Below are 22,418 nucleotides of genomic sequence, written 5' to 3'. Positions count from 1 at the left end.
AGCAAGGAGCACCATGGCTCTGACGTCCACGCGGCGTTCGGCTCTCGCCGACCAGGTGATTGCCCAGCTGAGGAACCAGATCACCTCGGGCGAGTGGCCGGTCGGCTCTCGGATTCCCACCGAGCCCGAGCTGGTCGGGCAGCTGGGGGTCGCCCGCAACACGGTGCGTGAGGCGGTGCGCGCCCTGGCCCACAACGGGCTGCTGGACATCCGCCAGGGCTCCGGCACCTACGTGGTGGCCACCAGCGAGCTGGCGGGGGTGATGCACCGCCGGTTCGCGGACGCCGACCCCCGGCACGTCGCCGAGCTGCGCTCCACGCTGGAGTCCTCGGCGGCGCGGCTCGCGGCCCTGCGGCGCACGGACCGGGACCTGCGGCAGCTGGACACGCTGATGGCGCGGCGGAAGGCCGTATGGGCGTCAGGGGACGCGGAGGCCTTCGTGGCGGCCGACGCGACCCTGCACCTCGCCGTGGTCGCCGCCTCGCACAACGACGTCCTCACCGAGCTCTACGCCGATCTGAACGACCTGCTGCGCGACTACCTGCGGGACGACGTCGGCCCGGAGCTGGGACCGGAAGGACTCATGGACCACTCACGGCTCGTCGAGGCGATCCGGGCGGGCGACGCGGAGACTGCCGCCGCGGAGGCGGCCGACCACGCGCTGAGCTGTCTGCGGGAGCGGGCCTGAGGGTTTCAGGAACCCACCGAGTGGCTGACCCAGGCGGAGCCGACCTCTTTCCAGCAGCGGTCCTCGAGCTTGACCGTCCGCCCCGGCTGCACCGCGACAGCGCCACCGTCGGCGTCGACGTCCCACCAGCGCGCGCACTCGGTGTGGAGGCGGACGAGATCGGTCGTGGGATAGGGGTTGTGGCAGTAGGCGAGAACCCGGGACCCCTCGACCGACATACGGCATTCGGCACCCGAGGGCTCCGGCGGCGGGGCGAGGGGCGCCGCCGCCCCGCTCCCCGTCCGGCCGGCCGCGCTCACGGCGACCGGCGCCAGGAGCCCGGCGACGACGGCCGCCGCCGCGAGCAGGGCCCAGGTTCGGCGACGTGTGGAGCGCACAGCGTTCTCCTCCCCGCAGCCTGACCAAAAGTCCGGTTCCACCACATTCTGCGGTGGAACCGCCATCTTTTCGACTCGAGCGGCCCCGGGGCGGACCGGCGCGAACGCGCGACGGCCGCGCACCCCGTCGGCGGGGTGCGCGGCCGTCATGCCGTGAGCGGAAGGTCAGGCGCCCATCATGTGCACGCCACTGTCGACGTGGATGATCTCGCCCGTCGTCCTCGGGAAGAAGTCCGAGAGCAGCGCGACGATGCCGCGGCCCGCCGGCTCCGGGTCCGACATGTCCCACGCCAGAGGGGCGCGGTTGTCCCACACCTCGGCGAGCTCGCTGAAGCCCGGGATGGACTTGGCCGCCATCGAGCCGAGCGGTCCGGCCGAGACCAGGTTGCAGCGGATGCCGTCCTTGCCCAGGTCACGGGCGAGGTAGCGGGAGGTCGCCTCCAGCGCGGCCTTGGCCGGGCCCATCCAGTCGTACTGCGGCCAGGCGAACTGCGCGTCGAAGGTGAGACCCACGATCGAACCGCCTTCGCTCATCAGCGGCTTGCAGGCCATGGCGAGCGACTTCAGCGAGAACGCCGAGACGTGCATCGCGGTGGCGACCGACTCGAAGGGGGTGTTGAGGAAGTTGCCGCCGAGTGCGTCCTGCGGCGCGAAGCCGATGGAGTGGACGACGCCGTCGAGCGAGCCCAGCTCCTCGCGCACCAGGCCGGCGAGCCGGTCGAGGTGCTCGGCGTTGGTCACGTCGAGCTCGAGGACCTTGACGGGCTTCGGAAGCTTCTTGGCGATCCGCTCGGTCAGCGTCGGCCGGGGGAAGGCCGTCAGGATGACCTCGGCGCCCTGCTCCTGGGCCACCTTCGCGGCGTGGAAAGCGATGGACGACTCCATCAGCACACCCGTGATGAGGATGCGCTTGCCGTCGAGAATTCCGCTCATGGTGATCAGTGACCCATGCCCAATCCGCCGTCAACGGGGATGACGGCTCCAGTGATGTACGACGCGTCGTCGGACGCGAGGAAGCGCACCGCTGCCGCGATCTCGGCGGGCTGCGCGTAGCGGCCGAGCGGCACCTGGGACACGATGCCCTTGCGCTGCTCATCGGTGAGCACCTGGGTCATGTCGGTGTCGACGAACCCGGGAGCGACGACGTTGAACGTGATGTTCCGCGAGCCGAGCTCACGGGCGAGCGACCGGGCGAAGCCGACCAGGCCGGCCTTGGACGCCGCGTAGTTGGCCTGTCCGGCCGAGCCGAGGAGGCCGACGACCGAGGAGATCAGGACGACACGGCCCTTCTTGGCGCGCAGCATCCCGCGGTTGGCCCGCTTGACGACGCGGAAAGTGCCGGTGAGGTTGGTGTCGAGCACGGACGTGAAGTCGTCCTCGGACATCCGCATCAGCAACTGGTCCTTGGTGATACCGGCGTTGGCGACCAGCACCTCCACGGGGCCGTGCTTCTCCTCGACCTCCTTGTAGGCCTGCTCCACCTGCTCGGTGTCCGTGATGTCGCACCGGACCGCGAGAACACCCGCCTCGGTGAGCTCCTGCGGCGGCTCACCCGAGCGGTAGGTGACGGCGACCTTGTCGCCGTTGTCGGCGAAGGCGCGGGCGATGGCGAGGCCGATGCCCCGGTTTCCTCCGGTGACGAGAACCGAGCGGCTCAACGGATCACCCTTTCCTTGGCGGTCTGGTACATCGAAAACCTATCGGTACCACCCCTCATCCAAGGAATCGGCCTCTGACAGCGCCGCCGGGCCGCGACTGTTGGATCCCTACAGAACGGGGCGGCCCGGACCACGGCAGCGTAAAACCTGCGCACCTGGACGGCGCGACCCCCCATGATTCACTGCGGAGGCACTTTCAGAGGTGGAGAAGGGGAGGCCCGCGTGGCCCACGAGGTAGATCAGTCGTTCCTGGCCCTGCCGCTGCGCGCCCTCGCCGACGCGGCGCTCGCCCGCGCCCGGGCCCTCGGCGCCGCGCACGCGGACTTCCGGTTCGAGCGGGTCCGCGGGGCGTCCTGGCGGCTGCGGGACGCCCGGCCGTCCGGGTCGTCGGACACCACCGACACCGGGTACGCGGTCCGGGTGGTGCACGGCGGGGCGTGGGGCTTCGCGTCGGGGGTGGACCTGACGATGGATGCCGCGGCGAAGGTGGCCTCGCGGGCCGTCGCCATGGCGAAGCTGTCGGCGAAGGTGATCGCGGCGGCAGGGTCCGACGAGAGGGTCGAGCTGGCGGACGAGCCGGTGCACGGCGAGCGGACCTGGGTGTCGTCGTACGAGCGCGACCCCTTCGACGTACCGGACGCCGAGAAGGCCGGGCTGCTCGCCGAGTGGAGTGCGCGGCTGCTGGCGGCCGACGGGGTCGCGCACGTGGACGCCTCGCTGATGACGGTCCACGAGAACAAGTTCTACGCGGACACCGCCGGCACCGTCACCACCCAGCAGCGGGTGCGGGTGCATCCGCAGCTGACCGCCGTGGCCGTGGACGGGACGACCGGTGAGTTCGACTCGATGCGGACGATCGCCCCGCCGGCCGGCCGGGGCTGGGAGTACCTCACGGGCACCGGCTGGGACTGGGACGCCGAACTGGAGCGCATGCCTGATCTGCTGGCCGGGAAGATGCGGGCACCGGGCGTCGAGGCGGGGACGTACGACCTGGTCGTCGACCCGTCCAACCTGTGGCTGACCATCCACGAGTCGGTCGGCCACGCGACCGAGCTGGACCGGGCGCTGGGCTACGAGGCGGCGTACGCGGGGACGTCGTTCGCCACCTTCGACCAGCTGGGGAAGCTGGCGTACGGCTCCCCCGTGATGAACGTGACCGGTGACCGCACCGCCGAGCACGGCCTCGCGACCGTCGGCTACGACGACGAGGGCGTCGAGGCTCAGTCCTGGGACCTGGTCAAGGACGGCACCCTGGTGGGCTACCAGACGGACCGGCGGATCGCGAAGCTGACGGGTCTGGGCCGGTCCAACGGGTGCGCGTACGCCGACTCGCCGGAGCACGTCCCGGTGCAGCGCATGGCGAACGTGTCGCTGAAGCCGGATCCGGGCGGCCTCTCGACGGAGGACCTGATCGGCGGGGTGGAGCGCGGGATCTACGTGGTCGGCGACCGGTCGTGGTCCATCGACATGCAGAGGCACAACTTCCAGTTCACCGGGCAGCGGTTCTTCAGGATCGAGAACGGCCGTCTGGCGGGCCAGCTCCGGGACGTGGCCTACCAGGCGACGACGACGGACTTCTGGGGCTCGATGGAGAAGGTCGGCGGTCCGCAGACCTACGTCCTGGGCGGAGCGTTCAACTGCGGCAAGGCCCAGCCGGGGCAGGTCGCGGCCGTCTCGCACGGCTGCCCCTCGGCCCTCTTCCGAGGCGTGAACATCCTCAACACGACGCAGGAGGGCGGGCGATGAGCCGCGTCAGCAAGCCGTACGAGATCGTCGAGCGCGCACTGGAGCTGTCCACCGCCGACGGCTGCGTCGTCATCGCGGACGAGAGCTCCTCCGCCAATCTGCGCTGGGCCGGCAACACGCTCACCACGAACGGGGTGACGCGGGGCCGGACCCTGACCGTGATCGCGACCGTGGACGGCACCGAGGGGACCGCGTCCGGCGTGGTCTCCCGTTCGGCCGTCACGGCGGCCGACCTGGAGCCGCTCGTACGGGCCGCCGAGGCCGCCGCGCGCGGCGCCGGGCCGGCCGAGGACGCGCAGCCGCTGGTCTCCGGGATCCCGGTGTCCGCCGACTTCACGGAACCGCCGGCCGAGACCGGCTCCGACGTCTTCGCCGATTTCGCCCCGGCGCTCGGTGACGCCTTCGCACGGGCCCGCTCGGGCGGCCGTGAGCTGTACGGCTTCGCCCACCACCAGCTGAGCTCGACGTATCTGGGTACGTCGACGGGGCTGCGGCTGCGCCATGACCAGCCGACCGGGACGCTGGAGCTGAACGCCAAGTCCCCCGACCGGACCCGTTCCGCCTGGGCGGGCAGGGCCACCCGGGACTTCAAGGACGTCGACCCGGCGGCCATGGACGCGGAGCTGGCGCAGCGCCTCGGCTGGGCGGAGCGCAGGATCGAGCTGCCGGCCGGCCGCTACGAGACGCTGCTGCCGCCGACCGCGGTGGCGGACCTGCTGATCTACCAGTACTGGTCGGCGGGCGCCCGGGACGCCGCGGAGGGCCGGACGGTCTTCTCCCGGCCGGGCGGCGGTACACGGATCGGCGAGACGCTCTCAGGGCTGCCGCTGAACCTGCGCAGTGATCCGCACGCACCGGGGCTGGAGTCGGCCCCCTTCGTGATCGCGCACGCGTCCGGGGACGACTCCTCGGTCTTCGACAACGGGCTGCCGCTGGCTCCGACCGACTGGATCAAGGACGGCCGGCTGGAGCGGCTGACCACGACCCGCCACTCGGCCCGACTGACGGAGCTGCCGGTGGCCCCCGGGATGGACAACCTCGTCCTGGACGGCGGCGGTGAGCGGTCCCTGGAGGAGATGGTGGCCGCGACGACCGGACGGGCCCTGCTGCTGACCTGCCTCTGGTACATCCGCGAGGTGGACCCGGCTTCCCTGCTGCTGACCGGTCTCACCCGGGACGGGGTGTACCTGGTCGAGGACGGCGAGGTCCTCGGCGAGGTGAACAACTTCAGGTTCAACGAGTCGCCGGTCGGGCTGCTGTCCCGGGCGTCGGAGGCGGGCCGTACGGAGAGGACGCTGCCCCGCGAGTGGGGCGACTGGTTCACCCGGGCCGCCATGCCCGCGCTGCGCATCCCCGATTTCCACATGAGCTCGGTCAGCCGGGGCGTGTGACGCCCATAGACTGACCGGACGACCCATCGAACCCAGCCGGACCCCCAGAGGAGAGAAACGACCGTGACGGACATCGTCGACGAGCTGAAGTGGCGCGGGCTGTTCGCCCAGTCCACCGACGAGGACGCATTGCGCAAGGCTCTCGCGGACGGCCCGGTCACCTTCTATTGCGGCTTCGACCCGACCGCGGCGAGTCTGCACGTGGGTCACCTCGTGCAGGTGCTCACCATGCGCCGGCTCCAGCTCGCCGGGCTGAAGCCGCTCGCCCTGGTGGGCGGGGCGACCGGTCAGATCGGTGACCCCCGGCCGACGGCGGAGCGCACGCTGAACGACCCGGAGACCATCGCCGCGTGGGTCCAGCGGCTGCGCGGGCAGATCGAGCCCTTCCTCACCTTCGAGGGGCCGAACGCCGCCACGATGGTGAACAACCTGGACTGGACCGCGGGCATGTCCGCGATCGAGTTCCTCCGGGACATCGGCAAGCACTTCCGGGTCAACAAGATGCTCACCAAGGATTCGGTGGCCCGCCGCCTGGAGTCCCAGGAGGGCATCAGCTACACCGAGTTCAGCTACCAGCTCCTCCAGGGCATGGACTACCTGGAGCTGTACCGCCGCTACGGCTGCACCCTGCAGCAGGGCGGCAGCGACCAGTGGGGCAACCTCACGGCGGGGATCGACCTGATCCACCGCCTGGAGCCGGGTGCCGCCGTGCACGCCCTGGCGACGCCGCTCATGGTGAAGGCGGACGGCACCAAGTTCGGCAAGTCCGAGAGCGGGGCCGTCTGGCTCGACCCGGAGATGACGACGCCGTACGCGTTCTACCAGTTCTGGCTGAATGTGGACGACCGGGACATCTCCACGTACATGCGCATCCTCAGCTTCAAGAGCCGTGAGGAGCTCGATGAGCTGGAGAAGCTCACCGAGGAGCGCCCGCAGGCGCGTTCGGCGCAGCGGTCGCTGGCGGAGGAGCTGACGACGCTGGTGCACGGCGGCGCGCAGTGCGCGGCGGTCATCGCGGCCTCGAAGGCGCTGTTCGGACAGGGCGAGCTCGGCGAGCTGGACGAGGCGACGCTGAGCGCCGCCCTGTCCGAGGTGCCGCACGCACGGGTCACCGAGCTGGGCCCGGTGGTGGACCTCCTGGTCGAGGTCGGGCTGTCCGCCAGCAAGTCGGCCGCCCGCCGTACGGTCAAGGAGGGCGGGGCCTACGTGAACAACGCGAAGGTCACGGACAGCGAGAGCGCTCCGGCCCACGAGGAGCTGCTGCACGGACGCTGGCTGGTCCTGCGCCGGGGCAAGAAGAACCTGGCGGCCGTCGAGGTCGCCGCCGGCTGAACCCGGCGGGCACAGCGCCGCGGGGGGGGGGGGGGGGGGGGGGGGGGGGGGGGCGCGGGGGGGGGGGGGGGGGGGGGGGGGGGGGGGGGGGGGGGGTGGTGGTGGGGGAGCGCCGGGCGTCATAAAACGCGGGGGGGCCGCGGGGGGGGGCCGCCCCCCCGGGGGCCGCCCCCCCCCCCCCGGGGGGGGGGGGGGGGGGCGCCCCCCCCCCGCGGCGCTGTGTGACGCGGGTCAGGTTCTCTGCCGCTTGTTCCGGTTGCCCCTGATGGACTGCCAGAGCATGTCCCCGACACCGACGACAGCGACGGCGCCGATCAGCTGCAGCACATGGCGGGTCCAGTCGATGCCGTCGGTGTCCCTGACGCCGATCCAGCCCGCGACGGCGTTGCCCAGGATGCTGCCGAGGATGCCGAACACCGCCGTCAGCCAGAGGGGGATGTTCTGCTTGCCGGGGAGGATCGCCCTGGCGATCACACCCAGCACCAGACCAACGATGATTGCCCACAACCAGCTCATATCGCCTCCTCGTGCGGCGCAGTGTGCGCACGTTCGCCCAGTCTCGGTCCGGTGGGCGTACGCCGCATGCCGGACAGGGCCGTACGTGGGGCCGCACCCGGGGACCCGTACGGACGGGTTCGCCCCGGTCTCGAATGCCGTGGACGCCGGGCGTACCGTAGGAGCGGCGTCGTCCGGGGAAGTCCGGCACGGAGATCTGGTGGTGGAATCACGATGCGGAAGCAGAGCGGCCCGGAGGTCTTCCGGATCACGGGGGCCCGGCAGGGGCTCGCCGACGACGTGCGCGGCAGGCAGCGGCGCTACATCATCTCGATGTCCGTGCGCACGGTCTCCGTGGTGCTGGCGGCGACCCTGTGGAACGTCGAGAGGCATGTGGCCGTGGTGGCGCTCGCCCTGGGCGTCCTGCTCCCCTATGTCTCGGTGGTCATCGCCAACGCCGGTCGCGAGAGCGCCCCTTCGCTCCCCTCGACGTTCGTGCCCGCGCCGATGCGGCCCGCGCTCGGTGCGGCCCCCGGGGCCGGCCCCGCGGAGCCCGCGGCGGAGCCGGGGGACACCGGACGCGCGGGCGAACCGCGCCCCGCGGACTGAGCGGCAGGGGTCCGCGAAGCTCAGGAAGAGCTCAGATCAATCATGACGTTCCTGTGCGCCGGACCCCGGGCCCCGTGGCATACTTCGTACGCGCTCCGCATCCCCCGTCGGAGCGACGGACCGACGCCGGGCAGCTCCCCCCGTGGCTGCTCGGCGTCGCCTTTCTCCGGCGGGGATGCGCCGCGGGGCCCCGAGTGGAAGCCCTTAGGGTTGGGGCCGTGAACTTCCCCGATACCTCCGCCGAGAGCGCCGACGGTGCACCGGTCTGTTCCGCCAAGGGCTGCCGCACCGATGCCGTATGGGTGCTGGCCTGGAACAACCCGAAGCTGCACACCCCCGAGCGCCGCAAGACCTGGCTGGCCTGCGACGAGCACCGGGAGCACCTCTCCTCGTTCCTCGGTGTGCGCGGCTTCCTGAAGGACGTCGTGCCACTGACGGAGTGGGAGTCCTCAGCCGCCGATCGCTGACATCGGGCGGTCGGGCTGCAGGAACGAGGGGTCGTCGAGACCGGAGCCGGCCTTCTTGCCCCACATGGCGAGCTTCCAGATCCTGGCGATCTCCTCGTCCGGCGCGTCGGAGCGGAGAGCTCCGCGCAGGTCGGTCTCCTCGCGGGCGAAGAGGCAGGTGCGGACCTGTCCGTCGGCGGTGAGCCGGGTGCGGTCGCACGCACTGCAGAAGGGCCTGGTCACGGAGGCGATGACGCCCACGCGGTGCGGTCCGCCGTCCACGGTCCACCGCTCGGCCGGGGCGGATCCGCGCTCCCCGTCCCCCTCCTCGGTGAGGGTGAAGCGGGTGCGCAGCGAGGACAGGATGTCACCTGCCGTGATCATGCCGTCGCGCTTCCAGCCGTGCTGGGCATCGAGCGGCATCTGCTCGATGAAGCGGAGCTCGTAGGCGTTCTCCACGGCCCAGGCGAGCAGCTCGGGCGCCTCGTCCTCGTTGAGCCCGGGCATGAGGACGGAATTGACCTTGACCGGGGTGAGACCCGCTTCGCGGGCGGCCTGGAGGCCTTCCAGGACGTCCTTGTGCCGGTCACGGCGGGTGAGTGTCTTGAAGACATCGGGGCGGAGCGTGTCCAGGGAGACGTTCACCCGGTCCAGGCCCGCCGCCTTCAGGGCGGCGGCGGTGCGCTTGAGGCCGATGCCGTTGGTCGTGAGCGACATCCTGGGGCGGGGCTCCAGGGCCGCGCACCGCTCGACGATGGAGACGAGGCCCGGCCTCAGCAGCGGCTCGCCGCCGGTGAAGCGGACCTCCGTGATGCCCAGGCCGGTGACGGCGATACGGATGAGCCGCACGATCTCGTCGTCGCTGAGCAGGTCGGTCTTGGAGAGCCACTGCAGGCCCTCTTCGGGCATGCAGTAGGTGCAGCGCAGATTGCACTTGTCGGTCAGTGATACACGCAGGTCGGTGGCGACCCGGCCGTAGGTGTCGATGAGCACTGTGGGCCCCCTCCCCCGGTGATGTCCGCGGTTGCGGTCTGACTCCTCCGAGACTACGCGAGACCTGTGACATCGCGGGGGCCCGGTTGACACGAGGTGCGGCGGGGCCCCGTCGTAGGTCTCTACGACGGGGCCCCGTGGCGGGCGCCGCGGGTCTCCCCCGCGGCCCGGTGCCGGTGGCGGTCAGTGGGCCCCGGTGCCGGTGAGCGACTTGACCTCGAGCTCGGCGTACTTGCCCTTGTCCGGCTCCTCCTTGGAGAGGACGGAGCCGACCCAGCCGAGCAGGAAGCCCAGCGGGATGGAGATGAGGCCGGGGTTCTCCAGGGGGAACCAGGCGAAGTCCACGTCCGGGAACATCGAGGTGGCCTTCCCGGAGACGACCGGGGAGAACAGCACCAGGAGGACCGAGGAGGCGAGACCTCCGTAGATGGACCAGAGGGCGCCCTGGGTGGTGAAGCGCTTCCAGAACAGGCTGTAGAGGATGGTCGGCAGGTTGGCCGACGCCGCGACGGCGAACGCCAGGGCCACGAGGCCCGCCACGTTCAGGTCGCGGGCCATCGCGCCGAGCCCGATGGAGACGACGCCGATCGCGACGGTGGCCCAGCGTGCCGCCCGCATCTCCTCCTTCTCGGTGGCCTTCCCCCTGCGGATGACGTTGGCGTAGATGTCGTGGGCGAAGGACGACGAGGAGGCGAGGGTGAGGCCGGCGACCACGGCGAGGATCGTGGCGAAGGCGACGGCGGAGATGACGGCGAGCATCACGGCGCCGCCGGTGGTCCCGAGCCCGCCGAGGTACTCGGCGAGCTGGGGCGCCGCGGCGTTGCCCGCCGGGTTCTTCGCCTTGATCTCCTCGGGCCCGATGAGGGCCGCCGCGCCGAAGCCGAGGGCGATCGTCATCAGGTAGAAGGCGCCGATGATGCCGATGGCCCAGTTCACGGACTTCCGGGCGGCCTTGGCGGTGGGCACGGTGTAGAAGCGGATCAGGATGTGCGGCAGGCCCGCGGTGCCGAGGACGAGCGCGATACCGAGCGAGATGAAGTCCAGCTTCGACACGTCGGTGGCGCCGTACTTGAGACCGGGCTCGAGGAACGCGGCGCCGTGGCCGCTCTTCTCCGCGGCGGTGCCGAGCAGGTCGGAGACGTTGAAGTCGAACTTCCACAGCACCATGAGGGTCATCAGCAGGGCGCCCGCGATGAGCAGCACGGCCTTGACCATCTGCACCCAGGTGGTGCCCTTCATGCCTCCGATGGTGACGTAGAGGATCATGAGCACGCCGACCAGCGCCACGATGAGGATCTTGCCCGCGTCGCTGGTGATGCCGAGCAGCAGGGCGACGAGGACGCCCGCCCCCGCCATCTGGGCCAGCAGGTAGAAGATCGACACGACGATGGTGGAGACACCGGCGGCGGTGCGGACGGGCCGCTGCCGCATCCGGTAGGCGAGGACGTCGCCCATGGTGTAGCGGCCGGAGTTGCGCAGCGGTTCGGCGACGAGCAGCAGGGCCACGAGCCAGGCGACGAGGAAGCCGATGGAGTAGAGGAAGCCGTCGTAGCCGAAGAGCGCGATGGCGCCGGCGATGCCCAGGAACGACGCCGCCGACATGTAGTCGCCGGACACGGCGAGGCCGTTCTGGAAGGCGGTGAACTGCCGTCCGCCGGCGTAGAAGTCCGAGGCGCTCTTGGTCTGCCGGCCGGCCCAGACGGTGATGCCCAGGGTCGCCGCGACGAAGACCGCGAACAGGGTGATGATCAGCGGCCGGTGCTCGCTCGTCGACGAGGTCGACGCGGCGAGCTGGGTCACGGCGTGCGATGCGTACGCGGCGCTCATGCGTCGGCCTCCAGACGGGACTTGATGGCCGCCGCCTGCGGGTCGAGCTTGTTCGTGGCGTGGCGCGAGTAGAACCAGGCGATGAGGAACGTGGTGGCGAACTGGGCGAGGCCGAACACGAAGGCGACGTTGAAGTTCGCGAAGAGGATCTTGCTCATGAAGCCGTCGGCGTAGCTGGAGAGCAGCACGTACAGCAGATACCAGGCGATGAAGCCGACGGTCAGCGGAAAGGCGAAGGACCGGTGGGAGCGGCGCAGTTCGGCGAACTCCGCACTGTTCTGCGCCTCGAGGAACGCCTCGGTCGTGGGCTGGACGGGACTGCCGTCCTCAGGGGGCTGGGGCGGCGGTGCTTCGGTGGCCACGGATTCTCCTCGCGACGCGGGTGCGGTGGTGGGAACGGTGGATTTCACGGGGAGTCCTCTGCGTTGTGGGGGTGATGAGCTGGACGCACGGCTCCCTGTGCAACGGCACGGAGAGCGCGGCGAAGCGGTTCACCGCAGGTTCGGTCTTCTCCCGCCGGCTCCCGTGGACGCGACTCCCCGAGGTCACACCTCGAACTCACTTGCCCGTATTCATTGATGCTTCGGGAAGATCAGCGATAACTTCACAGGTCATGTACCGGACCGGACACGCCTGTGTCCGGCCCCACGGCACGGATGATGTGGAGAACCCATGGCTCATCTGGCATCCAGACGGACTCGCGTACTCACGCTGCCCGTCGGACTCGCGCTCACGGCCTCCCTCGGCTTCCTCCCGACGGGGACCGCGGCCGCGGCACCCGCACAGGAGCCGGTGGCGGCGGTTCCCGCGGACGGCCCCCAGCTGTCGTACGTCGTGAACACCCGTGCGAGTCACGGCACCGTCAAGCAGGTGCGCAAGGCGATATCCGCGGCCGGCGGAACCGTCGTGACGTCGTACGACAAGATCGGCGTCATCGTCGTCCACTCGCGGAACCCGGACTTCGGCGCGACGATACGCAAGGCCAAGGGCGTCCAGTCGGCGGGTGCCACGCGCACCGCTCCGATCGAGCCGCAGGCGACGAAGGACGTCGGGGCCGGCCAGCCCCTCACCGCCGGGCAGGCGCGGGCCGCGGCGAAGGAGGCGGTGGCGGGCGAGGACCCCCTGCAGCCCCTGCAGTGGGACCTGCCCGCCATCAAGGCGGACAAGGCGCACCAGAAGTCGCTCGGCAGCAGCAAGGTCACGGTCGGCGTCATCGACACGGGTGTGGACGACACGCACCCGGACCTGGCCCCCAACTTCGACCGCGAGGCCTCGGTGAACTGCGTGTCCGGCGCCCCGGACACCACGGACGGCGCCTGGCGGCCGGCCGCCGGGGAGAGCGACCACGGCACGCACGTCGCGGGCACCATAGCCGCGGCAAAGAACGGCATCGGCGTCACCGGTGTGGCGCCGGGTGTGAAGGTCTCCGGCATCAAGGTGTCCACGCCGGCCGGCTTCTTCTACACCGAGGCCGTCGTCTGCGGCTTCGTCTGGGCCGCCGAGCACGGCGTCGACGTGACCAACAGCAGCTATTACACCGACCCGTGGCTGTTCAACTGCAAGAACGACCCGGACCAGGGCGCACTGGTCGAGGCGGTCACCCGCGCCACGCGTTACGCGGAGGGCAAGGGCGTCGTCAACGTCGCCGCGGCCGGCAACTCCGACCACGACCTGGCCCTCGACGCCATCGAGGACACGACGAGCCCCAACGACACGACGACGGTCACGCGCACGGTCGACCCGAGCGCCTGCCCCGACATCCCGACCATGCTGCCGGGTGTCGTGACGGTCTCCGCGACCGGTGCGAAGAACCTGAAGTCCTCGTACTCGAACTACGGCCTGGGTGTCATCGACGTGGCCGCCCCGGGCGGTGACTCGACGCGCTACCAGGCGCCCGACGCACCGGCCGACAACGGTCTGATCCTGTCGACGACGGTCGGCGGCGGCTACAACTACAAGGCCGGTACGTCGATGGCGTCCCCGCACGTCGCGGGCGTCGTGGCGCTGATCAAGTCGACCCACCCGTACGCCTCGGCGGCCGCGGTGAAGGCGCTGCTGACGCTCCAGGCCGACGCCACCGCGTGCGGCGCGCCGTACGACATCGACGCCGACGGCACCGTGGACGCGGTCTGCCAGGGCGGCAAGCACTACAACGGCTTCTACGGAGCCGGGATCGTGGACGCGCTCGACGCGGTCCGCCGGTAGGACGTGAGGGAAGGGCCGGGGACTGCCGTCCCCGGCCCTTTTCCGCGTACGGCCGCCGCTACGGCTTGATGAGGACCTTGAGCGCCGTGCGCTCGTCCATCGCCTTGTAGCCGCCCGGTACCCCCTCCAGCCCGACGGTCAGGTCGAAGACCGGTGACGGGTCGATGGTGCCGTCCAGCACGTCGGGAAGCAGCTCCGGGATGTACGTGCGCACGGGTGCGACACCGCCCCGCAGGGCGATGTTGCGGTCGAACATCACGCCGAGGTCGACCCCGGTACCGCTGCCGTGCGGGACTCCGACGTAGCCGACGGAGCCGCCGTCGCGGACGATGCCGATGGCCGTGCGCATCGACTCCTCGGTGCCGACCGCCTCGATCACACCGTGGGTGCCTTCGCCGCGCGTGAGCTCACGCACGGCCGCGAGCGCCGCCTCGCCGCGCTCGGCGACGACGTCGGTGGCGCCGAAGGCACGGGCGATGTCGGTACGGGCCTGGTGGCGGCCCAGCGCGATGATCCGCTCGGCGCCGAGCCGCTTGGCCGCCATGACGCCGCAGAGGCCGACCGCGCCGTCACCGACGACCGCGACGGTGCTGCCGGGCTTCACGCCCGCGCCGAGCGCGGCGTGGTGGCCGGTGCCCAGGACGTCGGAGAGCGCCAGGAGCGCGGTGAGCAGCCGGTCGTCGGACGCGGCTGCCGCGGGGAGCCTGACCAGGGTGCCGTCGGCGAACGGGACGCGGACGGCCTCGCCCTGACCGCCGTCGGAGCCGGCCGACCCCCAGAAACCTCCCTGCGGGCAGGAGGTGGTGAGCCCTTCGGCGCAGTACGTGCAGGTGCCGTCGGACCAGACGAAGGGGGCGACGACGAGGTCGCCGGCCTCGAAGCCGTTGACCCCGGAGCCCGTCTCCTCCACGACACCGAGGAATTCGTGGCCGATGCGCTGGCCGGGCTGCCGGGCGGATTCACCGCGGTAGGCCCACAGGTCGCTGCCGCAGACGCAGGCCCGCAGGACCCGTACGACCGCGTCGGTCGGCTGCCGGACCGTGGCATCGGGCACCTCCTCGACACGGATGTCGTGGGGGGCGTGGATGACTGTGGCGCGCATGCGTGAGGGTCCTCGATCGTCTCAGATTCTGATACTCCCCTCACGGTACGCCCCGGGGTCGGCGCCGGTGGAATCCGCCGGTCCGCCGAGCGCCCCCCGGGTGAGCAGGTACTGCGCCGCCAGATAGGTCAGCATGACCCAGAAGTCGTGGGCGGGCAGCTGGGGCCACTCCGCGATGCCGGTGGCGATGAGGGCGTCGGAGAACAGGAAGAGGGCGCCGCCGAGGGCCGCGTGCGGGCCGAGGACGCCTGCCCGCCAGGCCATCGCCGTGAGCAGCAGGCTGTATCCGGCCAGGGGGACGCGCAGACCGCCCGGCAGCCCCGGCCACAGCAGTACGACGAAGACCACGAGCACGACGGCGTACGCGAGGCCGGTGACCGGTCTCACGGGGGCGCGGCCGAAGAGCGCCAGGTAGCAGACGTGGCCCACGGCGAAGAAGCCCATCCCCGCGAGGAACGCGGACTCCGCGTCGGGCATCAGCAGCACGTCCCCCGCCCAGCCGCACAGCAGCGCGGCGATCAGCAGCCGGGGACCGCCTCGGGCTGCGGCGTAGGCGGCGAGCAGGAGCATCAGCAGCGGCTTGGTGGCCGTGTGTACGGCGTCCGCCCCGGCCAGGAGCCCTGCCAGGTGGACGGCCGCGACGGCCAGGAAGGCGGCGAGCAGCGGGCGGGCGAGCCGGGGCGCACCGGCACCGGGCGTCATCCCGTGCGCTCGGTGGCGGCGTGCGGCAGGGCGGCGACGGTGGGCGGCGGGGCGGCGGCGGTGGGCGGCGGGGCGGCGGCGCCCGGTGCGGCACCGGCGGTGGGCGACGGCTGCCAGCCCGGGCCCCGGAAGACCCGGCCCGCGCGCTCGCTCCAGGTCGCGGCCGCCCGTACGTCACGGGCGATGGCGGCGTACTCGTGGGTGGCGACGCGGAACGGGTTGTGGGTGGCGATGTTCTTGGTGAGGCCGAAGACGGGGCGCTCGGTCTCGCCGGCGAACGAGCCGAAGAGCCGGTCCCAGACGATGAGGATCCCGCCGAAGTTGCGGTCGAGGTAGCCGCCCTGGGAGGCGTGGTGCACCCGGTGGTGCGACGGGGTGTTGAGGACGTACTCGAAGGGCCGGGGCAGCTTGTCGATCCGCTCGGTGTGCACCCAGAACTGGTAGACGAGGTTCGCCGAGGAGCAGAAGGCCAGCGCGGCCGGGTGGACACCCAGGGCGATGAGCGGGAGGTAGAACGGCCAGGAGGTGAGCGACGTCCAGGGCTGGCGGAGCGCGGTCGTGAGGTTGAACTTCCGGCTGGAGTGGTGGACCACGTGACAGGCCCAGAGGATCCGGATGACGTGGTGCCCCCGGTGCGACCAGTAGTAGAAGAAGTCCTGGGCGAGCAGCATCAGCAGGACCGTCCACCACAGGACGGGGACGCGCAGCGGGGTCAGCTCGTAGAGGGCGGCGTAGATCGCCACGACCGGAATCTTCCACAGCAGGTCGAAGACCAGGCTGCCGAGGCCCATGGTGACGCTGGTGGCGGCGTCCTTGGCGTCGTACCCGGCGGCCTCCTCGTCCGGGTGGATGCGATACGACACCATTTCGAGGACGGCGAGCAGGACGAAGGCCGGGATCGACCACAGCACGACATCGGGCAGGTTCGGCTCCATCCGAGCACCGTAGAGCCGTCCTGTGTGCCGGGCATAGACGTTGTTACCGACAAGTATGAGAGAGATGGCGGCATCGGCGTTTGGCGGGTTCCGCCAACTGCCCCGTCGCAGGATTTCCGGCGCGCACGGCGCCGGGGCGGATGAACGGGCTTTTCCGGGCGGGCGGTCGCGGCGATCCGGCCGTCCCCATGGCCGTCCGGCGTCTTCGTCAGGTCATGTGATCACGCGCCGCGCGCTCACGCTCACACCCCGGCCGCCCCGAGCAGGGCCCCCGCCGCGTAGGTCACCCCCATGGCCACCGCTCCCCCGGTCATGTTCCGCAGCACCGCGCGCCCCGCGGGTGCCTCGCCCAGCCTGGCGCTCCACCAGCCGGTGAGGGCCAGGGCCGCGAGCACGGACAGCACGGTGACGGGAAGGCGTGCCGAGGGCGGGGGCAGCACGATCGCCAGGAGGGGCAGCAGCGCGCCCGCCGTGAAGGCGACGAAGCTCGCCCCCGCCGCGTGCCACGGATTGGTCAGCTCGTCGGGGTCGATGCCCAGCTCCACGTCGGCGTGGGCGCGCAGCGCGTCCCGCTGAGTGAGCTGCACGGCGGCCTCACGGGCGAGCCGTTCGCTCAGCCCCTTCTCCTCCAGCAGCCCGGTCAGCTCGGCGAGCTCCGCCTCCGGGGTCTCCTCGAGCTCCCGCTCCTCCGTGGCCAACGCGGCCTTCTCGGAGTCCCGCTGGGTGGAGACGGACACGTATTCGCCCGCGGCCATGGACATCGACCCCGCGAGCAGCCCGGCCAGGCCCGCCGTCAGCAGCGTGGAGCGGTCCCCGGTGGCCCCGGCCACACCGACGACGAGGCCGGCGGTCGAGACCACGCCGTCGTTGGCGCCGAGCACCGCCGCCCGCAGCCAGTTGAGCCGGGTGCCGAGCCCGCCCCCGTGGGGTTCGTCGTGTGTCTTCTCCTGTGCGTCCGTCACTCCGCGAGGGTCTCACCGCACCCGCCCCGGGGGCATCCCGGCCCGCGTCGGCGAGCCGACGGTCAACTGACCGGCACCCTCTCCGGTTTCACGGCCGAGGTCGCCCGGATAGGTCGCTGTCGGTCCCGGCCCGTATTCTCTGTGACCATGCTCGACGACCGTCAGACCGCAGCGCCGTGGCCGGCCGCGTATCCCCAGGGGTACGCGGTCGTCGACGTGGAGACCACCGGACTCGCCCGCGACGACCGGATAGTGTCCGCTGCCGTCTACCGCCTGGACGCGAGAGGCGAGATCGAGGACCACTGGTACACGCTGGTGAACCCGGAGAGGGATCCAGGTCCCGTCTGGATCCACGGGCTGACCAGCGAGGTCCTGGAGGGCGCCCCCCTCTTCCCCGAGGTCGCGGCACAGCTGTCCGAGCGGCTCGCCGGACGGGTGCTGGTCGCCCACAACGCCGCGTTCGACTGGTCGATGATCGCCCGGGAGTACGCCCGTGCCGCGGTCGTCGCGCCCGTCGAGCAGCGGCTGTGCACCATCGCGCTCTCCAAGGAGCTCCGGCTCCCCCTGCCCAACCACAAGCTGGAGTCGCTCGCGGCTCACTACGGGGTGGTGCAGCAGCGCGCGCACCACGCGCTGGACGACGCGCGGGTGCTGGCCGAGGCGTTCCGGCCGAGTCTGCACGCCGCCGCCCGGGACGAGGTGCGGCTCCCGCTCCTGGAGTGCCGCCCCCTGACGGAGTGGTACGACTCCCCCGTCACCCCGCGCGCCGGCTACCACCCCTCCCAGGGACAGGGCAACTGGCGCCCCTCCCGCAAGCGCCCCGCGTGCCCGTATCCGAATCCCGGGCGCTACGAGTCGGACAAACCACTCATGCAGGGCATGCGTGTGGCGTTCTCCGGAGACACCTCCATCGACCGGGAGCTCCTGGAGGACCGTGCCGTGGAGGCGGGGCTGCACGTGGCGACCAGTGTGTCGCGGCTGACGAGCCTGCTCGTCACCAACGACCCGGACTCGGCGACGTCCAAGACGGTGAAGGCCAAGTCGTTCGGCACCCCGGTCCTGGAGGAGAGCGCCTTCACCCATCTGCTGAGGGATGTGGCACCCGCGAGGACGGCCGCCGTACCGAAGCCGTCACCGTCATCGGAGTGAACCGGCGGCGACTCGCCCGCCGCCGGCTCGCCCCCCGCCGCCCGGCGTCCCACCCTGTGGCGCATGGCACGTTGTGAGGTCTGCGGAAACGACTACGGGATGTCCTTCGAGGTGCACGCGCAGGGCGCGGTGCACGTCTTCGACTGCTTCTCCTGCGCCATTCACCGCATGGCGCCCATCTGTGAGCACTGCCGGGTCCAGGTCATCGGCCAGGGCGTCGAGGTCGACGGCCACTGGTACTGCGGCGGCCACTGCGCCCGCGCCGAGGGAAGGGCGGGCATCGTGGACAAAGTATGACGGGCCGCCCCGTCCGCACGGGGGACCCTCCGTGCCGCACCCCATGACCCCGGTTGTACGGTCATGGGGTGTACCGCTTCCTGTTGACCCGGCAGTGGGTGATTCTCGCCCTCCTCGTCCTCGTCATGATTCCCACGATGATCGAGCTGGGTTTCTGGCAGCTGCACCGGCATGAACACCGGGTGGAGCAGAACGCGCTGATCACCCGGAACCTCGAGGCGGACCCGGCCCCGGTCACCCGTCTCACGTCCCCCGGGCACACGGTCCCCCGCTCCGACTACTGGCGTGCCGTGACGGCCACCGGGACGTTCGACACCGAGCACGAGGTGGTCGTACGGCGCCGCACCTCCCAGGACGAGCGCATCGGTGTCCTGGTCCTGACCCCGCTGGACCTCAAGGGCGGCGGAACCGTCCTGGTCAACCGGGGCTGGGTCGAGGCGGCAGCCGCCCAGCAGACGTTCCCGAAGGTCCCGGCCCCGCCCCGCGGCGAGGTCACCGTCTCGGGCCGGCTCAAGGCGGACGAGACGACGAGCGCCAGCGGCATCAAGGACCTCGATGGTCTGCCGGACCGCCAGGTGATGCTGATCAACAGTTCCCAGCAGGCGCACCTGCTCGGCCGTCCGGTGCTGGGCGGGTACATCGAGCTCACCGACCCCGCGCCCTCCGACGGCAGCCCGGAGACGATCGCCGCGCCCGACGACAGCTCGATCGGCCCCCACATGGCGTACGCCGTCCAGTGGTGGCTCTTCGCCGCCGGGGTCCCCGTGGGCTGGGTCGTTCTCGTGCGCCGCGAGAAGCGCGACCGCGAGCAGGCCGCCGAGGACGCCGCGACGGCGGCACAGCCGGAACCCGCGGCCGCCTGAGGGCACGGACGTCCGGGTCTGTTCGCACCGGTTTCGCTGCTTAGCGGGGCACAGGTTCGGGAAGACGCCCAGCGTGACCCCACGTATCGAGGACTACGCCCTCATCGGCGATCTCCAGACGGCCGCCCTGGTGGGCAGGAACGGTTCTGTCGACTGGCTCTGCCTGCCCCGCTTCGACTCGGGTGCCTGCTTCGCGGCCCTGCTCGGCGACGAGGAGAACGGCCACTGGCGCATCGCCCCCCAGGGCACCGACAGCACCGACACCTGCACCCGGCGCGCGTACGTGGAGGACTCCCTGGTTCTGGAGACGTTCTGGGAGACCAGGACGGGCACCGTCAAGGTCATCGACTTCATGCCGCAGCGCGACAAGGCGCCCGACGTCATGCGGATCGTCGAGGGGGTCAGCGGCAGCGTCGACATGAGCTCGGTCCTGCGACTGCGGTTCGACTTCGGCTCCGTGGTCCCGTGGATGCGCCGCTCGCACGGCCACCGGGTGGCCGTCGCGGGCCCCGACTCCGTCTGGCTGCGCAGCGAGCCGGAGGTCAAGACGTGGGGCCAGCAGATGAGCACATGCTCCTCCTTCACGGTCGCCGAGGGCGAGAGCGTGGCCTTCGTCCTCACCTGGCACCCCTCGCACTCCCCCCGCCCGAAGCTGATCGACCCCCACAAGTCCCTGAAGCACACCCTCTCCGACTGGGCGAAGTGGTCGGCCAAGTGCACCTACCACGGCAGGCACCGGGAGGCGGTGCTCCGCTCCCTGATCACCCTGAAGGCGCTGACCTACGCCCCCACGGGCGGGATCGTGGCGGCGCTCACGACGTCGCTCCCGGAGGAGATCGGCGGCGTGCGGAACTGGGACTACCGCTACTGCTGGCTGCGGGACTCCACGCTCACCCTGGCCGCCATGGTCTCGGCCGGGTACGTGGAGGAGGCGGCCGCATGGCGGGACTGGCTGCTGCGGGCGGTGGCCGGTGACCCCGCCGACCTCCAGATCATGTACGGCCTCGCCGGGGAGCGCAGGCTCCCCGAGACGGAGCTGCCGTGGCTGAGCGGCTACGAGAACTCGGCTCCGGTCCGTACGGGCAACGCCGCCGTGCGGCAGCTCCAGCTCGACGTGTACGGCGAGGTGATCGACTCGCTCAGGCTGGCCCGGGAGGCCGGCCTCGACGACAAGCCGCACGCCTGGAACCTGCAGCTCAGTCTGCTCGGCTTCCTGGAGTCCACCTGGCGCGAGCCCGACGAGGGCCTGTGGGAGGTCCGCGGCCCACGCCGCCACTTCGTGCACTCCAAGGTGATGGCCTGGGTCGCGGCCGACCGGGCGGTCCGCACCCTGGAGGAGAACCCGCGCCTGCCGGGCGACGCCGATCGGTGGCGCGCCATGCGGGACGCCGTGCACGCCGAGGTCTGTGAGAAGGGCTACGACCCCGTGCGCAACACCTTCACCCAGTACTACGGCTCCCGGGAGCTGGACGCCTCGACGCTCCTCATCGTGCGCACCGGTTTCCTGCCGCCCGACGACCCCCGGGTGGCGGGGACCGTGGACGCGGTACGCGGCGAGCTCGCGCACGACGGCCTCATCCGTCGCTACAGCACGGCGGGCAGGTCCGTGGACGGCCTCCCGGGCGACGAGGGGGCCTTCCTCGCCTGCTCGTTCTGGCTGGTCGACGCCCTGTGGCGGACGGGCCGCACGGACGAGGCCGAGGAGCTCTTCGAACGGCTGCTGGAGCTGCGCAACGACGTGGGGCTGCTGGCCGAGGAGTACGACCCGGTGGCCGGGCGCCAGCTGGGGAACTACCCCCAGGCGTTCAGCCACGTCGGCCTGGTGAACAGCGCGGTCGACCTCGGCCGTGAGGACTTGGCAGGATAGGGCCATGGATCTTGGACTGAAGGACCGTGTCTACATCGTCACCGGTGCCACCCGCGGACTGGGCAACGCCACCGCGCACGCACTCGCCGCCGACGGGGCGAAGGTGATCATCTCCGGCCGTGACGAGAAGAGCGCCGCCGAGGCCGCCGCCGAACTGGGCCCCGACGCGGTCGGACTCGCCGCGGACAACGCCGATCCGCTGGCCGCCCGCCGCCTGGTGGACGCGGCGAAGGAACGCTTCGGCAGGCTGGACGGCATTCTCGTCAGCGTCGGCGGCCCCGCGCCGGGTTTCCTGGCCGACAACACGGACGACCAGTGGCAGTCGGCCTTCGAGTCGGTCTTCCTCGGCGCCGTGCGTCTGGCCCGCACGGCGGCCGAGGCGCTCGGCGAGGGCGGTGTCATCGGCTTCGTCCTGTCCGGTTCGGTGCACGAGCCGATCGCCGGCCTGACGATCTCCAACGGACTGCGCCCCGGCCTCGCCGGCTTCGCCAAGTCCCTCGCGGACGAGCTCGGCCCGCGCGGCATCCGGGTCGTGGGTGTGCTGCCTTCCCGGATCGACACGGACCGGGTGCGCGAGCTCGACGCCCTGTCAGGCGACGCGGAGGCCTCCCGTACGGCCAACGAGGCGCGCATCCCGCTGCGCCGGTACGGCACCCCTGAGGAGTTCGGGAAGACCTCGGCCTTCCTGCTCTCCCCCGCCGCCTCCTACCTGACCGGCATCATGGTGCCGGTCGACGGCGGAGCCCGGCACGGCTTCTGACGGCGCCGCCGGGA

23 protein-coding genes are annotated in these 22,418 nt (G+C 71.4%); 12 read left to right on the top strand and 11 right to left on the bottom strand.

The annotated features are described in order from the left end of the window. Positions 1-13 precede the first annotated feature (13 nt). A complete protein-coding gene (locus ACIRJR_RS24360) occupies positions 14-688 on the top strand; it encodes a FadR/GntR family transcriptional regulator (RefSeq protein WP_403784215.1) in 675 nt (224 codons plus the stop codon). Positions 689-693: 5 nt separating this feature from the next. Here the strand turns inward: ACIRJR_RS24360 and ACIRJR_RS24355 are convergent, their stop codons facing one another. From ACIRJR_RS24355 to fabG, 3 genes are all read right to left on the bottom strand, one after another. Then, positions 694-1,065: a hypothetical protein gene (locus tag ACIRJR_RS24355; RefSeq protein ID WP_403784213.1), complete on the bottom strand. Its 372-nt coding sequence runs from the start codon at positions 1,063-1,065 to the stop codon at positions 694-696. A gap of 165 nt (positions 1,066-1,230) precedes the next feature. Then, positions 1,231-1,998: an enoyl-ACP reductase FabI gene (fabI, locus tag ACIRJR_RS24350; RefSeq protein ID WP_403784211.1), complete on the bottom strand. Its 768-nt coding sequence runs from the start codon at positions 1,996-1,998 to the stop codon at positions 1,231-1,233. Between the two features lie 5 nt (positions 1,999-2,003). After that, complete coding sequence (fabG, locus tag ACIRJR_RS24345) at positions 2,004-2,723, bottom strand: 3-oxoacyl-[acyl-carrier-protein] reductase (protein WP_403784209.1); 720 nt, start codon at positions 2,721-2,723, stop codon at positions 2,004-2,006. Positions 2,724-2,945: 222 nt separating this feature from the next. Here fabG and ACIRJR_RS24340 point away from each other — a divergent pair, with 222 nt between their 5' ends. From ACIRJR_RS24340 to tyrS, 3 genes are all read left to right on the top strand, one after another. After that, positions 2,946-4,469 (top strand): TldD/PmbA family protein, encoded by a 1,524-nt coding sequence (locus tag ACIRJR_RS24340; RefSeq protein ID WP_403784207.1) that lies wholly within the window; start codon positions 2,946-2,948, stop codon positions 4,467-4,469. After that, positions 4,466-5,860 (top strand): metallopeptidase TldD-related protein, encoded by a 1,395-nt coding sequence (locus tag ACIRJR_RS24335; RefSeq protein ID WP_403784205.1) that lies wholly within the window; start codon positions 4,466-4,468, stop codon positions 5,858-5,860. Before ACIRJR_RS24340 ends, ACIRJR_RS24335 begins: the two co-directional genes overlap by 4 nt. Positions 5,861-5,923: 63 nt before the next feature. Continuing rightward, positions 5,924-7,192 carry a tyrosine--tRNA ligase gene (gene tyrS / locus ACIRJR_RS24330; RefSeq protein ID WP_403784203.1) on the top strand — a complete coding sequence of 423 codons (1,269 nt, stop codon included), beginning with the start codon at positions 5,924-5,926 and terminating at the stop codon, positions 7,190-7,192. Between the two features lie 231 nt (positions 7,193-7,423). Here tyrS and ACIRJR_RS24325 read toward each other — a convergent pair whose 3' ends face one another. Beyond that, entirely contained in the window at positions 7,424-7,708 is a 285-nt protein-coding gene (locus ACIRJR_RS24325) for a GlsB/YeaQ/YmgE family stress response membrane protein (RefSeq protein ID WP_403784201.1), read from the bottom strand. A 213-nt stretch (positions 7,709-7,921) separates the two neighbouring features. Here ACIRJR_RS24325 and ACIRJR_RS24320 point away from each other — a divergent pair, with 213 nt between their 5' ends. Beyond that, the gene (locus ACIRJR_RS24320) at positions 7,922-8,296 is read left to right on the top strand and encodes a DUF3099 domain-containing protein (RefSeq protein ID WP_403784199.1); all 375 of its coding nucleotides are present in this window, start codon (positions 7,922-7,924) and stop codon (positions 8,294-8,296) included. A 218-nt stretch (positions 8,297-8,514) separates the two neighbouring features. Further along, the gene (locus ACIRJR_RS24315; RefSeq protein WP_403784197.1) at positions 8,515-8,763 is read left to right on the top strand and encodes a hypothetical protein; all 249 of its coding nucleotides are present in this window, start codon (positions 8,515-8,517) and stop codon (positions 8,761-8,763) included. On the opposite strand, the gene moaA is transcribed toward ACIRJR_RS24315, so the two are convergent. From moaA to ACIRJR_RS24300, 3 genes are all read right to left on the bottom strand, one after another. After that, positions 8,746-9,735, bottom strand: coding sequence for a GTP 3',8-cyclase MoaA (gene moaA, locus ACIRJR_RS24310; RefSeq protein WP_403784195.1), 990 nt, complete (start codon positions 9,733-9,735; stop codon positions 8,746-8,748). The two genes, ACIRJR_RS24315 and moaA, sit on opposite strands and share 18 nt — an antisense overlap. Positions 9,736-9,918: 183 nt before the next feature. Next, positions 9,919-11,562 (bottom strand): cation acetate symporter, encoded by a 1,644-nt coding sequence (locus tag ACIRJR_RS24305; RefSeq protein ID WP_403784193.1) that lies wholly within the window; start codon positions 11,560-11,562, stop codon positions 9,919-9,921. After that, complete coding sequence (locus tag ACIRJR_RS24300) at positions 11,559-11,924, bottom strand: DUF485 domain-containing protein (RefSeq protein ID WP_403784191.1); 366 nt, start codon at positions 11,922-11,924, stop codon at positions 11,559-11,561. Before ACIRJR_RS24300 ends, ACIRJR_RS24305 begins: the two co-directional genes overlap by 4 nt. Positions 11,925-12,234: 310 nt before the next feature. Between ACIRJR_RS24300 and ACIRJR_RS24295 the strand changes: the two genes are divergently transcribed. Continuing rightward, the gene (locus ACIRJR_RS24295) at positions 12,235-13,767 is read left to right on the top strand and encodes a S8 family peptidase (protein ID WP_403784189.1); all 1,533 of its coding nucleotides are present in this window, start codon (positions 12,235-12,237) and stop codon (positions 13,765-13,767) included. A gap of 58 nt (positions 13,768-13,825) precedes the next feature. Here the strand turns inward: ACIRJR_RS24295 and ACIRJR_RS24290 are convergent, their stop codons facing one another. The 4 genes from ACIRJR_RS24290 to ACIRJR_RS24275 all read right to left on the bottom strand — a co-directional run bounded on the left by ACIRJR_RS24290 (position 13,826) and on the right by ACIRJR_RS24275 (position 17,468). Beyond that, on the bottom strand, positions 13,826-14,869 hold the full coding sequence (locus ACIRJR_RS24290) for a zinc-dependent alcohol dehydrogenase family protein (RefSeq protein ID WP_403784187.1): 1,044 nt from the start codon (positions 14,867-14,869) through the stop codon (positions 13,826-13,828). Positions 14,870-14,890: 21 nt separating this feature from the next. Continuing rightward, positions 14,891-15,571 carry a lysoplasmalogenase gene (locus tag ACIRJR_RS24285; RefSeq protein ID WP_403784185.1) on the bottom strand — a complete coding sequence of 227 codons (681 nt, stop codon included), beginning with the start codon at positions 15,569-15,571 and terminating at the stop codon, positions 14,891-14,893. Further along, positions 15,568-16,506 carry a sterol desaturase family protein gene (locus tag ACIRJR_RS24280; protein WP_403784183.1) on the bottom strand — a complete coding sequence of 313 codons (939 nt, stop codon included), beginning with the start codon at positions 16,504-16,506 and terminating at the stop codon, positions 15,568-15,570. Before ACIRJR_RS24280 ends, ACIRJR_RS24285 begins: the two co-directional genes overlap by 4 nt. 242 nt (positions 16,507-16,748) lie before the next feature. Continuing rightward, entirely contained in the window at positions 16,749-17,468 is a 720-nt protein-coding gene (locus ACIRJR_RS24275; protein ID WP_403784181.1) for a VIT family protein, read from the bottom strand. Positions 17,469-17,609: 141 nt separating this feature from the next. On the opposite strand from ACIRJR_RS24275, the gene ACIRJR_RS24270 reads away from it, so the two are divergent. The 5 genes from ACIRJR_RS24270 (at position 17,610) to ACIRJR_RS24250 (ending at position 22,404) form a co-directional block, all read left to right on the top strand. Further along, on the top strand, positions 17,610-18,617 hold the full coding sequence (locus ACIRJR_RS24270; RefSeq protein WP_403784179.1) for a DEDDh family exonuclease: 1,008 nt from the start codon (positions 17,610-17,612) through the stop codon (positions 18,615-18,617). Positions 18,618-18,680: 63 nt separating this feature from the next. Then, positions 18,681-18,914 (top strand): hypothetical protein, encoded by a 234-nt coding sequence (locus ACIRJR_RS24265; protein WP_073747930.1) that lies wholly within the window; start codon positions 18,681-18,683, stop codon positions 18,912-18,914. Positions 18,915-18,982: 68 nt separating this feature from the next. Beyond that, entirely contained in the window at positions 18,983-19,777 is a 795-nt protein-coding gene (locus ACIRJR_RS24260) for an SURF1 family protein (RefSeq protein ID WP_403784177.1), read from the top strand. A 73-nt stretch (positions 19,778-19,850) separates the two neighbouring features. Beyond that, on the top strand, positions 19,851-21,644 hold the full coding sequence (locus ACIRJR_RS24255; RefSeq protein WP_403784175.1) for a glycoside hydrolase family 15 protein: 1,794 nt from the start codon (positions 19,851-19,853) through the stop codon (positions 21,642-21,644). A gap of 4 nt (positions 21,645-21,648) precedes the next feature. Next, a complete protein-coding gene (locus ACIRJR_RS24250) occupies positions 21,649-22,404 on the top strand; it encodes an SDR family oxidoreductase (protein WP_403784173.1) in 756 nt (251 codons plus the stop codon). The last annotated feature ends 14 nt before the right edge of the window (positions 22,405-22,418 follow it).

Source organism: Streptomyces sp. NPDC102402 (assembly GCF_044765765.1).
GTDB lineage: Bacteria > Actinomycetota > Actinomycetes > Streptomycetales > Streptomycetaceae > Streptomyces.
Note: the sequence above shows the minus strand (reverse complement) of the source record. Positions and strands in the feature narration are given on the sequence as shown.